The 13,116-nt window shown below is 26.3% G+C and carries 10 protein-coding genes; 5 read left to right on the forward strand and 5 right to left on the reverse strand.

What is annotated here, in order from left to right; all coding sequences use genetic code 11:
* Nucleotides 1–138 precede the first annotated feature (138 nt).
* Together A966_RS04000 and A966_RS13930 are read left to right on the forward strand one after the other, a co-directional pair.
* The gene (locus A966_RS04000; protein WP_008722794.1) at nt 139–759 is read left to right on the forward strand and encodes a class I SAM-dependent methyltransferase; all 621 of its coding nucleotides are present in this window, start codon (nt 139–141) and stop codon (nt 757–759) included.
* Nucleotides 760–771: 12 nt separating this feature from the next.
* The gene (locus A966_RS13930) at nt 772–903 is read left to right on the forward strand and encodes a hypothetical protein (RefSeq protein ID WP_256093378.1); all 132 of its coding nucleotides are present in this window, start codon (nt 772–774) and stop codon (nt 901–903) included.
* A gap of 850 nt (nt 904–1,753) precedes the next feature.
* Here the strand turns inward: A966_RS13930 and A966_RS04010 are convergent.
* A complete protein-coding gene (locus A966_RS04010; protein WP_008722799.1) occupies nt 1,754–2,767 on the reverse strand; it encodes an alpha-hydroxy-acid oxidizing protein in 1,014 nt (337 codons plus the stop codon).
* A 154-nt stretch (nt 2,768–2,921) separates the two neighbouring features.
* Between A966_RS04010 and A966_RS04015 the strand changes: the two genes are divergently transcribed.
* Together A966_RS04015 and A966_RS04020 are read left to right on the forward strand one after the other, a co-directional pair.
* On the forward strand, nt 2,922–3,980 hold the full coding sequence (locus tag A966_RS04015) for a tetratricopeptide repeat protein (RefSeq protein WP_008722801.1): 1,059 nt from the start codon (nt 2,922–2,924) through the stop codon (nt 3,978–3,980).
* A 525-nt stretch (nt 3,981–4,505) separates the two neighbouring features.
* A complete protein-coding gene (locus A966_RS04020; RefSeq protein WP_008722808.1) occupies nt 4,506–5,867 on the forward strand; it encodes an MATE family efflux transporter in 1,362 nt (453 codons plus the stop codon).
* A 50-nt stretch (nt 5,868–5,917) separates the two neighbouring features.
* Here A966_RS04020 and A966_RS04025 read toward each other — a convergent pair whose 3' ends face one another.
* Nucleotides 5,918–8,329: a hypothetical protein gene (locus tag A966_RS04025; RefSeq protein WP_008722812.1), complete on the reverse strand. Its 2,412-nt coding sequence runs from the start codon at nt 8,327–8,329 to the stop codon at nt 5,918–5,920.
* A 272-nt stretch (nt 8,330–8,601) separates the two neighbouring features.
* Here A966_RS04025 and A966_RS04030 point away from each other — a divergent pair, with 272 nt between their 5' ends.
* Nucleotides 8,602–10,032 (forward strand): sodium:solute symporter family protein, encoded by a 1,431-nt coding sequence (locus tag A966_RS04030; protein WP_008722813.1) that lies wholly within the window; start codon nt 8,602–8,604, stop codon nt 10,030–10,032.
* A 1,009-nt stretch (nt 10,033–11,041) separates the two neighbouring features.
* Here A966_RS04030 and A966_RS04035 read toward each other — a convergent pair.
* The 3 genes from A966_RS04035 to A966_RS04045 all read right to left on the reverse strand — a co-directional run bounded on the left by A966_RS04035 (nt 11,042) and on the right by A966_RS04045 (nt 13,109).
* The gene (locus tag A966_RS04035; protein WP_008722814.1) at nt 11,042–12,235 is read right to left on the reverse strand and encodes a PDDEXK-like family protein; all 1,194 of its coding nucleotides are present in this window, start codon (nt 12,233–12,235) and stop codon (nt 11,042–11,044) included.
* 12 nt (nt 12,236–12,247) lie between these two features.
* Nucleotides 12,248–12,502, reverse strand: coding sequence for a hypothetical protein (locus A966_RS04040; protein ID WP_008722815.1), 255 nt, complete (start codon nt 12,500–12,502; stop codon nt 12,248–12,250).
* 172 nt (nt 12,503–12,674) lie between these two features.
* Nucleotides 12,675–13,109: a hypothetical protein gene (locus A966_RS04045; protein WP_008722817.1), complete on the reverse strand. Its 435-nt coding sequence runs from the start codon at nt 13,107–13,109 to the stop codon at nt 12,675–12,677.
* Nucleotides 13,110–13,116: the final 7 nt, after the last annotated feature.

Consider the following 13,116-nt stretch of genomic DNA (forward strand, 5'->3'; position numbering starts at 1 on the left):
AATATTATTTAATTTAGCATAAAATAATAAACTTGTTAAATTATTTGTCAACTACTTTTGAAACAAGTCTATTGATTTTAAATTTTTAAATGTTAGAATATACTAACATTTTATTAATACTTGATAAAGGATATTATTATGAAAGATTATGAAAAGTTATCTAAAGAACATTTTAATAAACAGGCAAGTATTTACGATGAAAAAGATACTGTATATTATTCAAAATTTGGAAAAATAAGCTGCAATTATGTATCAGAATATTTAAAAGATATTGATTATAATAATCTTCTGGATATAGGCTGCGGAACTGGTTATTTAATAAATTTACTTAAAAATAAAAATAATGCCTCATTTTACGGACTTGATTTATCAGAGGAAATGCTAAAAATTGCTAAATCTAAAAATATAAAAAATTCTCATTTTATTTTAGGCACAGCAGATAAACTTCCATTTGATGATAATACTTTTGATATAGCAGTATGCATACAAAGTTTTCATCATTATCCATATCCAGATGAAGCTATGAAAGAAGCGTACCGTATTTTGAGAAAAGGAGGACTTTACATATTATCAGATACTGGAGTAGGCGGAATAGCTGCTTGGATAGATAATAATATTTTATTTCCCTTAATGAAAAGCGGAGATTGTCATACTGAAAATAAGGAAGGTATATCAAAAAGAATGATTAAAAACGGATTTGAAGTAATAGAGAAAAAGCAATTAAAAGGTTTTATATATTCTGTTATAGGAAAAAAATAATATGATGTATTTATGGTTCAATCATCTTTTATATGTATAATATTTAGTATTTTAATATTAGCTAAAGGAATAAAAAATCCATTAACTCTTATAATGTCTTATCCTCCTAAAATAATAGAAAGAGCAGAAAAATTATATTCGTGAAGTATAAATAATTATAAAAAAATCATATTATATTAAAATTATTAGTTATGTTTTTTATACAAGTTATATTTTCTATAATAGCATATTTATCATCATATAATAGTTTTAAGTCTGTATTTATATATGTATTTGCTTTAACTTCGGCAGTAAATTTATATGATTTGATTATTCTTGATATAATCATTTTTTGTAATACAAATATTTTTATAATAAAGGGCACTGAAGATATGATTAAAGAATATAAAAATCCCATGCATCATATAAAGGGTTTTTTTATAGGTATTATTATATGTGCATTTATATCTCTAATATCTGCTTTAATTGTTTATTTATTTAATAACTTTTATAAATGAATGAAGTTTAGAATTATTATTATTTTAATAAAAAGACTAAATATAATAAATATATGAAACTATTTAAGTCTATTTATAAAAAATAAACTCAATATAAAGATAGTTTTTAATTACTATTATATATTGAGTTTTAAAAATAAAATTAACAAAAATTAAATAGACATGTTGCAATTTTTTACATACATATAGTGATATTAGTATATAATAAATTTAAAAATAATATTTATAGTTTTAATAATTGGGGCTTTGCCTACGAAGTACACATTCGTGCCCCGCTCTGCGTACTTCGTAAAACCCCACTTCTTTTGCCGAATAGGCACCTACTCGGTGGTGACCCAAAGAAGCAAAAGGACTGCATATTTATATATTATTTAGATAAGATTATGTTACATTTAAAACAAAAAAAACAATATGTAAAATTAATATAAATAAAATTTATACTATATATTTTTAATCTTAACTGTATAAAAATACAAAATTGCAACAGGTCTAATAAATTAAAGTCTTACAATTTCTCTAGTTATTTCTTTTAAGCTGTGAACTCCGCACATAGTCATAGCATCTTCAAGTTCAGCCCCTAATTGTGCAGCGTAAGATTTAACTCCTTCTTCTCCACCACCGTATGCAGCTATTACAAAAGTTCTAGCAATAACAACTCCGTCAGCTCCTATAGCAAGAGCTTTTAATATATCAGCACCGCTTCTTATTCCGCCGTCTACCAATATTTTTATTTTTCCTTTAACTGAATCAACAATTTCAGGCAATACCTCAGCAGTAGATGCACATTGATCAAGTACGCGTCCTCCATGATTTGATACTATTATAGCATCGGCTCCAGCTTCAACCGCCTTTTTAGCTCCTTTTGCAGTCATTATTCCTTTTATTATAAATGGTCTTTGGGCAATCTCTTTTATTTGTCTTAATTCATCAACTGTTTTACTTCCAGCCTTTGGGGTAAGATTTTTTAAAAAAGGAAGCCCCGCAGCATCAACATCCATAGCAACAGCAAAAGCATTTGAATCGGCAACTAATTTCATTTTTTCTTTTATAACATCCATATTCCAAGGCTTAACAGTAGGTATTCCTATTCCGTTTTGTTTTTTTATCATGGCAGTAGCAGCAATCATTACATTAGGATTAGTTCCGTCTCCTGTGAAAGCAGTAATGCCTGCTTCATGACATGATTTTACCAATATATCATTATATTCTTCTTCTGTATATTTATCACCATAGTGAAGCTGAACTGCACCAACAGGACCTGAAAATATAGGGTATTTAAATTTTTTGCCGAAAAGTTCAAAAGAAGTGTCAATATCTTCATTAGAACATATTGTATCCATATTGAGTCTTATCTCTCTCCATTTATCATAATTTCTAATGGCAACATCTCCTATTCCTTTTGCACCAGGTCCTGGCATACTATTTTTACAAACCTTACCATTACATATAATGCATGCTTTACAGAAACCCATGCAATCTTTTGCTGTTTCTATAATCTCTTTATAAGTCATAAAAATCCTCCGATATAATTAAACTAATAATAATTGCACATCAATAATACTAAATATAAAAAATAAAACAAGCAAATTTATTAATTAGAATTTTTAATAGTATTAAATTATTTTTGTATTATAATTAATAAATAAATAAGCATAGGATTTATATATGGCTACAATGACTAATTTTTTATTTATACAACATGTAAAAGAATGTAAAAATAAATTAACAGATTTCAAAAAAGAACTAAACAAATGTATAGATGAATTTAATAATTTTTTAAATAATATTGATCCAGAAAACTATTCTGATTTTGATGATTTTAATGAAAGAGCAAAAACTTTTAATGAAGAATTAAATAAAATAATTTCAGATAAAACATATTTTATAGGCAGTTTCACAAATATAGCTGACAATAATAAAAAAGTTGATATTGATAGTTTAAACAATCTTACTGATTACCATGATTATAATTCTAAAGGTATTCATAAAAGTGCCAATGGAGAATATGCAGAAGCTATAAAATATTATGATGAGGCTATAAAGTTAAATCCTAATATGGCAGATGCTTATTATAATAAAGGTATTTCCAAAGCTAAACTTGGACTTTTAAAAGAAGCTATAGAGGAATATGATAAGGCTATAAAATTAAAACCCGATTATGCAGATGCTTATTATAACAGAGGACTTATTAAAAGCGATTTAGGATTTTTAGAGGAAGCTATAAAAGATTTTGACAAAGCTTTATCAATAGATCCTAATTTGTTTGATGCTTATAATAATAAAGGAGTATTAGAAAATGAGCTTGGACTTTTTAAAGAGGCTATAAAAGATTTTAACAAAGCTATAAAGATAGCAGATGATGATGCGGTTATTTACAACAACAGAGGCAACTCAAAATATAATTTAGAGCTTTATGAAGAATCTATTAAAGATTATGATAAAGCTATAAAATTAAATCCTTATTATGCATCAGCTTATAATAATAGGGGAAATGCTAAGGATAGTTTAGGTCTTTATGAAGAGGCTATAAAAGATTTTGACAAGGCTATAGAATTAAAACCTGATTATGCTGATGCTTATAATAATAGAGGCTATTCTAAAGAAAATTTAGGTCTTTATAAAGATGCATTAAAAGATTATAAAAAGGCTTTGAAATTAGATCCTAATAATGAATATGCTAAAGAAAATATAAAATATCTTAAAGAAGAATATGGTTTGAAATGAAGCTGTAATATATTGTTTTTTATAAAAATATAAAACTTTATAATTTTGAAAGTTATTTTTATTATGCTAGATTATATGATATAAATGTAGGTTTTACTCAGTCTTATATTATAGAAGAATTAGATATTAAAGAATCTATTAATGTTTTTCTTTTTGTTAATATATAGTTTTTTTAAAAATTATAAAAATTAATAGACTTATATTTAATAAATTTATTCTAATTGCCCGCCCTCTAGGCTTTACAATAGCATTTGCAATTTTTATATTATACTTCTTTATAACTTATACTGTTATTATAAAGTCCGCCCTATATTTTTTTAATTTAATAAATTACACTACGCACGAAAAATGTTTTTTCTTTTTAAAGTCTATTAATCATTATAACTTTTAGTATAAAAAATAATTTATTAACCGTGCGTTTGATAAAAAATAGCATATAAAAATAATTTCCCTTTTTGCTATTCAATTAATTATTATTTAGTTTATAATAATTAATTAGAATTTAATTTGAAGGCTATGATAAAAATGGGTAATCATATAGGGACAGATCTCACAGAAGCAAAAGTTGTTCCAACATTAATAAAACTTCTTATACCAATACTTCTATCTAATATTCTTAATGTTGTATATAATATAGTAGATAGTATATGGATAGGAAATATTATAGGACCGCTTGGACTTTCTGCAGTTGCTGTGAGTTTTCCAATAATGCTTTTAATAGGCTCTTTTGCTTTCGGTATTAATATGGCAAACGGGGTTATAGTATCTCAATATTATGGGGCTAAAGATTATGATACTGTAAGTCATGTTATAAAAGTATCTACTACATTAGGAGTTATAATACTTTTTACTGTTGGAGCCCTTATGCTTATATTTTCAAGAACTATATTAACTATAATGAATACTCCTCAAAATGCTATGGATATGGCACTTATTTATTTAAGAATATCTATAATAGGACTTCCATTCGCTTATGCTTACTTTTTTATATCTTCAATACTTAGAGCAGTAGGCGACACTGTAAGACCATTAATATTTTTAATTATATCTTCTGTTCTTAATATAATATTAGATCCTATTTTCATAAAAGGTTTTTGGATAATACCGGCAATGGGACTTAAAGGTGCTGCAATTGCTACAGTAATATCACAATTTACTTCTGTATTGATAAGTACAACATACCTTAGAATAAAAAACAGCTTTATAAAAATTAATCCTTTTATATTCACATTCGATTTGAAAATGACTAAAAAAATAATGAAATTAGGTATACCAATTTCATTTAATCAATTTATAGTTGCTTTCGGCTGGCTTGTTATAACTAGGCTTATAAGCAGTTTTGGAGAGGCAGCAAGTGCAACCGTTGCTATTGTTAATAGAGTTGAATCATTATTTATTATGCCTATAGGTGCTTTGGGTAATGCCGTTATGACAATGTCAGCACAGAATATTGGAGCTAAAAAATTAGATAGAGTAAAAGAGATTTTTAAAAGCGGTATCATAATAGGACTTATAATTTCTTCTGTTATGAGTATTTTTTCTATTACTAATCCTTATCTCCTTATAAGAATGTTTACTGATGATGCTTCTGTATTTGAATACGCTAAAAGCTATATTTATACTATAATGCCAATATTTATTTTTTATTCTGTGATGTTTGTATGTAATGGTGTTATAAACGGAGCAGGAAAAACCATTGTGATAATGGCTTTCACCACTTCAACAACATTAATTTTAAGAACAATTTTAGCTTATGCTTTATCGCCTCATTTTGAACTTGTTGGTATATGGATTTCTATGGGTATATGTTATATAATTAATACTTTCTTTAGTATGTATTATTTAAAATCTAACAAATGGCAGAAGAATTCTAATATAACATTATAAAAATATTTCTATGAGCTTTAAATTATATAAAGCCCATAGAATAAAATTAGTTAATTTAATTTGCGGTTTATCTTGTTTATTAAATCATTTCTTATATCATTCCAATATTTGTAATATGTTGTATCACCGCCTAAAAAAGATGGTAAAAGACCAACTAACCCATCTTTATCTATTTTCTCATCAGAATAATGAACTATTTGATTAGCTATCTCTAAAGCTTCTTTTCTTCCTATAGTTTTATTTTCAATTGAGTTTGTAAGATTCTGAGATAATGTTTTTAAATATTCATGTCTTTTCTTGTCACGTTCATCAATATTAAGTATTATATCTTTCTGTAAATCCCTACGATATTGAGTATCACTTAAATTGGTATAATAATAAACTATTTCATTTTCTAAATAATCCATTATATACATATAATTAGTGTAATCAATATCTTTTTTAAGTAAATCATCATATTCTGATTTCAAAGCATTTAATTTTTCTCTATAAGGAAGTTCAAATTTAAGCTGATCCAATCCAAGCTCACGTTTATGGCGCATATAATTCCAATATTGATAATAATTTGCAACATCATCTTTTTTTGCTTCAGAATAATGAACTATTGTAGGAATTGCTTTTTCCATTTCTTCTATAGTCATTGATGCATTTATTAATCTGTGATCCAAATCAAGTAAATATTTATCCCTCTTTATATCGAGTCTTTTTCTTAATTCATTCATTCTTTGAATCATAAAGTTTTTACCAACTTCATCAAAATAAATATCTTTTGTATCAAATACAAATATATCTTTATCTTCATAAAGATTTCTTTCCTCTCCTTTAGAAGCACCAATAAAATTTTTAACTGATTGTATTATAGAATGTACTAATTCTCCAGCTTTAGTACCAAAATTTTCAATACCTTCTTTAATATCTGTATTTTTTACTTTATACCAAAAATTTTGATTTATTCCTAAAGTTTTATCAAATACAAAAACAAATTCTTTATATATTAAATTATAATTATCAATATTCATTTCTTCATTTATCATAACTTCAAAATTATTCATTATATTTTCTAAAAGTTTTTGATATTCGGACTGTTTAAAATTATTTAAATATTCTTTTTCACTTATCATATTAATGTTAGGTATGCTTGAAATTGTGATATAAGCACCTATATAATTTGTATTATCTATTAAATAATTTATACGATTTTTAAATGAATTTGATACAGCGTTTCCTATAATTTTATTATAGCTCTGTGCATACTGCGGAATATTTTTTATAGATTGATTATAAGCGGGAACTAAATTTCCTATTATATAAGAAAAATTAGTATTATTCATTTCTAATTTATTTCTTTTTTCAAATGAATTAATCATACTGCTTATTAATCTGTCAAACTCTGCAGTTTTTGTAGTCTGATATCTGCTTTCATATATAAGTGCCAAATTGTTCTCTATATTGTTATTCCTATCAAATACTCTCAAATAATCTTCTTTATTTATCAAAGCAGTATTTTCTTTTTTGAATGCTGCTATAGCTCTTCTGTCAGTCATATGATCCCATTCTGTAAAAATAACCATAGTTATAGATATAGATACTGGTATTAATATAGCCATAGTTCTATAGAAAAAGTCAACTTGCTTGCATGTTTTTGCTATCATAACAGAAAGTATTCTAGCTGAATAAGTGTATAAAATAAATAGTACAATTAAAAGAACAAGCAGAAGTACAACAATAATGACATTAAATATAATATTGTTAGCCATTTCTATTCCTGTTACTATGCTGTCTGGTACTATAGCTTCATATATAGTCGAAGCTCCTGATTTTATCATATCAGCAAACTTTTCAAAAGATGTTGTAGGTGCTGGTTTAGGATTATTAAATGTGTCTTTTAATCTTATGAAAAAGTATATTTCAAATGCTAATATAATAAGTATATTAAATATATGAAAATTAATAAACTTAGTTTTATTTAGGTATTTCCATCTTTTTAATATTCCAATTTGTTTATCTTTTTCAACTATTTCAGCTTCTTTAACTTCCTGACTATTTTTATTATCACTAATAATATTTTTTTCATTTACTGTAGTTAAAGTATTTTCAGATTTTGCTATTTTATTATTGTTGTTATATAACTCTTCTATCTCTTTTGCTCTGCTATCGCTTATAGATAATCTACTTTTTTTATTATTTAAATTAGTTCTTTCACTCTCGGATATTATTCCGTCATCCATCATTTTTATATATTCTTTATAATATCTTCTTTCCGAATCATTTTTCAATTCTTCCATAGCAGATATTTGTTCATCTCTTGCAAGTTTTTCAAGCTCTTTTGCTCTTTCATCAGATATTTTATTGTCAATTTTCGATTCTTTAAGATGTTCTTTCATATTACTATCTATAACACCTAATTTCATTGCATCAAGCAAATCATAATAATATTCTTTCTCATTATCATTTAATTCCATAATATCTCCCATCATACTAATATAATATAATATTATATTATATTATATTATATTATATTATATTATATTATATTATATGTCAATAAATAATATATAAACAATTTTTAATTATTATAGTATTAAAAAATTGATACAAATATTATTAAATTTAGTTAGTCTATATAATTTTTTTTAATTTTTACAAAGAAATGGCTTTTTTAAATCAAAAAAATATTATAATGACTTATTCATATTTTTTATAAAAAACAAAAAATATTTAAGGAGTTTTGTATATGGGAGGAACTATAGTAATAATTATAGTAATTGTATACCTAGCTGCTATGCTTCTTATAGGTGTATACTCAAGCAAAAAAGTTAATAATAGTAACGATTTTGCATTGGCAGGAAGAAATTTAGGACCTGTACTTTTGGCAGGAACTTTAGCTGCTACAAATATTGGAGGCGGTACTTCTTTAGGTTTGGCAGAACAGGCGTACGGTAAATGGGGACTTTCAGCTGTTTGGTATGTAATAACAGCTTCTATTGCATATTTGGTTCTTGCATTTTTAGCCCAGAGATTTAGAAATGCTATGGTTACAACAGTATCAGAATATTTTTATAAAAGATACGGAAAGGCTAATGCTTTAGTAACTTCTATAATAATGGGGCTTCCTATGATAGGTATAACTGCAGCTCAGATAATAGCTTCAGCAAGTATTTTAACTGTTATGACAGGATGGAATTATAAATTGTCTGTAGTAATAGTAACGATAGTAGTTACAGCATATTCTTCTATGGGAGGACTTTGGGGCGTTGCTTTTACCGATTTAATTCAAGGTTCTTTAGTTTTTATAGGTAGTTTAGCAGCTATACCTTTTGCTTTGCATTATGCTGGAGGTTTTGAACATGTTGTATCTAATTTAACACCTGCACAAAAATCTTTTACTGCAGGTATGGGTTGGCCTACAATTATATCACTTACTATAATGTATATAGCTTCATATTCTGTCGGACCTGAAATAAGTCAGAGATTCTTTTCGGCAAGAGATGCTAAATCTCTTATGCTAGGTTCTTTAGCAGGCGGATTAGTATGTATATTATATTCATTATTTCCAGCATTTTTAGGACTCATAGCTTCAAGCGTAGTAAAAGACGGACTTCTTACCTCCGAACTTTTAACTTCTGAAGGAACTAGATATATACTTCCTGTGCTTGCTATGAATACAATGCCTCCTGTTATAGTGGGATTATTATTTTCTGCATTAATATCTGCTACTATGTCATCAGCTGACTCTGATATGCTTGCAGTGTCAGTAATAGCAACAAATGACATATATAAAAAGTATATAAATAAAAATGCTACTGATAAACAGCTTCTTTTTTTGGGAAGAGTATGCATGGTGGCAGTCGGACTTATATCTATGTTTATAGCTTTTAAGGCTTCAAACTTAATAACAATACTTATGTTCTCTTTTAGTTTGAGAGCTGCTGGAGTATTCATTCCATATTTATTTGGAAACTATACAAATAAAAAACTTTCTGCAGCTGCTAGTATGGGCTCATTGATAGCAGGAAGTGTTGTTACAATATTCTTCCAATATAATAAAAATATCAATTTATTCGGAGTTGACCCTATAATACCCGGTATAGCTGCAAGCTTAATAGTATTTTTAGTTCTCTCTGCTATAATACAGCCTAAGCCTGATGCTTCAAATACAAAATAAAATACTTGATTAAAATATGATAAAAGCAGATAGAAGAATATAAATCTTTTATCTGCTTTTATTTTGTGTGAGATGATTTTATGATTGATTTTTAATTAATTAGACTTGTTTCAAAACTAATTTTATTTATTAATTGTGGGGACTAGCCCACACCGCACCTCTTTTGTGATGCTGTCCGCATTCGGTGTAACACATACAAAGTACGCATCACTCTGCGGAGAAGCTATATCCTCGACAAGCTCAGATACGCTTCGCGAAAGACTGCATATTTATATACTAAAATAATAATTTATGTAACATATAAAACATTATTTTTATAATTGATAAATTACTAAATTCGTATATATAATCTTGTCAAGTACTTTTGAAACAACTTTATATATAAAAAATAGAATTATAGATTAAATAATTTATATTTAATTACAAAATCTAATGAGTGCAGTGAAAATAAAATTCAAAAAAATTACTTACACTCCCTCTCTAAGATTTTATTGCGTTACTATAATTTATTAATGCCTATTTTTTATAATATTCTCACTGTAAAAGCACACCCGTCCAAGTTCCGATTATATTGAAGAAATTTGTTTAAACCACGATTAATTTTGTATAATAGACTTGTTTCAAAAGTACTTGACAAATAATTTAATAAGTTTATTGTTTTATGTTAAATTAAATAATATTAATTATAGTTTAATTAAATGTTTTACTTGTTGTGTAAATTGTATGTTTAAGTTACAAAATGCAGTTCGGAGGGCTGTGTCTTATACCACGCCATACCTAACGGTACTTCCTTCGGTCGCGGGCGGACAGACGTCATAAAAGAACTGGGGTTTTGCGAAGCACGCAGAGCGGTCACGCTGTGTACTTCGTAAGGGCAAAGCCCCAACTAAATTTAAAAATATTAAATTAAAAATTTATAAATTTAGTTTTGAAACAAGTATAATTATTTTAGTACAAAAATAAAATATCATTTAATTTTATTTTAAAGTTTTGTTTACCATGCGATAAATTATTTGCTGCATATGCTTTCAACATCTTCTTTTAATAGCCTTATAACTTTTTCAGTAAAATCATACAACTCCTTTTCCTGCTGAGGAAACTTAAATTTCTTTTTCCATCTGTCTTCAAAATAAAAAGTATCATCAAATAAATTATGTTTTTTAAGCCAAGCCTCTATATCTTTATTATCCTGCTTCCATTTTTTTATTAATTTTGGATCATCTCCAGTATTTTCTCCTCTTGAAAATAAGTTAAAACAACTATAATCATTATAGATATATATATCTATAGCATAATTGAGTCCTCTTTTCTTACTTTCAAAATCTCTGTAAAAACATTCATTGTCACAATTAGCACCTTGAAATTTTGAAACTAAGTTATTGATACGAGTTACAATCAAATTATTATACATATCTACTATTAATTTTATTTTTTCGTATTCATCAGTATTATTTATTATCTCATTATAAAAATCTTGTGTTAATTTATCCATTTTAGTTACTCCTGTTTCTCTTAATATTTTTAAATAATGATCTGCTAATAATATCCATTCTTTAGCTTCATTATTTTCTATAAAATCATTTAAACTATTTTCTATTACTTTAGTATAAAAGTCTTCATTTTCTCCATCATATCCATATATGATTTCGATTTTTTCTTTTGGTATATCTTTTATAGACTGAGATTCAGGCTGTTTTAATATATCAGGAGATAAATATACTATTTTATCAACTTCTAAATTATTTTCTAGGCAATTATTATAATATCTTGATAATTGTTCATTCATATCTTTAGCCCATCTAAGTTTATTTTCTATTATTATACAGTTTGTATCAGTATTAGTTTTTATTAAAATATCAATTTTATTTTTTTCTCTTACAACCGAATAATCATTATTTAAATATTTAGAAGCATCAATCTTTATAAAATCAAGAAAATGTTTTAATACTGTTTCATGCTCTAAAAGTTTTGCTATTATATCAGAATGAAAATTTTCTTTATAATATGTATCAGAAATAAGTTCAAATATATTAAAAGGATAATCTTCATTAAAAGTATTTTTCTTGATATAATTATGATACTTTTGAAGTGAATCATTATTAGCATATTTTTGTACTATAGAAAAAGTATCTTTTATGATTTCTTTAGATCTATTAAATGGAAATTGCCAAGTATTTTTTAATTCTTTTATTTTATAGTTCATTATAGCTCCTAATTATAAAGCAGGTGCATGCTTTCCTTTGTTAGGGCCATTAGGATGTTTGAGACAATAACCATTTACTAATGACTGTAAAGATTTGTTTTTAGCTCCGCAATACTTACAAAAATATTCAGACTTTTCACCGCCTTCATAAAGTTTATGCTTACCCTTGTTAGGACCATTAGGGTGTTTGAGACAATAACCGCTAGTAAGAGAAGCTATTGAAGAATATTTAGCACCGCAGTATTCGCAGTAAAAGTTTTGAGCCATAAAAAGCCTCCTTTAATTTCGTTATGTTTTAATTATATATTATATTTGCGACAAAAACTGTCATAATTTTTAAGAATTTTATTTTTTGTATAAATATAAAAAGCCATACAAAAATAAAAGGCTTCACCTGAAAATACAAGCAAAGCCTTTTAACTAAAAATATGATTGATTATTATTTTTTATTGCAAACTATGTCTGTATTTTCAATACTAGGCATTACTGTATTTTTTGTATATCTAATTGTTACAGAAGAACCATCAGAAGAAAATTTGAAAGTGCCCACAACTTGTCCCTGGTATACAGAAAAGCTATAATCAGTGCCAGAACCTGTTACAGTAAAATAATTCTCTGAAGGAAATGTAGGTGCAGTATTATTATTATCATTAGGTAAAGTTGCTACTTGACCGTCTTTTATAGATACCCATAAATATGCTGTTTGTAAATTTGGAAATACACTTGAAGCGTCATAAGTTTCTGTAGATACATAAGTATTACCGTTATACTGTTCTATGCCTTTTGGGTCTGTTGTGTCCTTATTAGAACAGCTTACTGATAGGATACCTACCAAAAATAGGGTTAGAAAGATTGTTGAAATTTTTTTACTCATAGTAAAA

The organism is Brachyspira hampsonii 30446, from assembly GCF_000316195.1.
GTDB classification, from domain to species: Bacteria; Spirochaetota; Brachyspiria; order Brachyspirales; family Brachyspiraceae; genus Brachyspira; species Brachyspira hampsonii_C.

Excerpts from the sequence above, each read along its gene's own strand:
- A966_RS04000 (WP_008722794.1), top strand. The coding sequence starts at position 139 with ATGAAAGATTATGAAAAGTTATCTAAAGAACATTTTAATAAACAGGCA.
- A966_RS13930 (WP_256093378.1), top strand. The coding sequence starts at position 772 with ATGGTTCAATCATCTTTTATATGTATAATATTTAGTATTTTAATATTA.
- A966_RS04010 (WP_008722799.1), bottom strand. The coding sequence starts at position 2,767 with ATGACTTATAAAGAGATTATAGAAACAGCAAAAGATTGCATGGGTTTC.
- A966_RS04015 (WP_008722801.1), top strand. The coding sequence starts at position 2,922 with ATGGCTACAATGACTAATTTTTTATTTATACAACATGTAAAAGAATGT.
- A966_RS04020 (WP_008722808.1), top strand. The coding sequence starts at position 4,506 with ATGGGTAATCATATAGGGACAGATCTCACAGAAGCAAAAGTTGTTCCA.
- A966_RS04025 (WP_008722812.1), bottom strand. The coding sequence starts at position 8,329 with ATGGAATTAAATGATAATGAGAAAGAATATTATTATGATTTGCTTGAT.
- A966_RS04030 (WP_008722813.1), top strand. The coding sequence starts at position 8,602 with ATGGGAGGAACTATAGTAATAATTATAGTAATTGTATACCTAGCTGCT.
- A966_RS04035 (WP_008722814.1), bottom strand. The coding sequence starts at position 12,235 with ATGAACTATAAAATAAAAGAATTAAAAAATACTTGGCAATTTCCATTT.
- A966_RS04040 (WP_008722815.1), bottom strand. The coding sequence starts at position 12,502 with ATGGCTCAAAACTTTTACTGCGAATACTGCGGTGCTAAATATTCTTCA.
- A966_RS04045 (WP_008722817.1), bottom strand. The coding sequence starts at position 13,109 with ATGAGTAAAAAAATTTCAACAATCTTTCTAACCCTATTTTTGGTAGGT.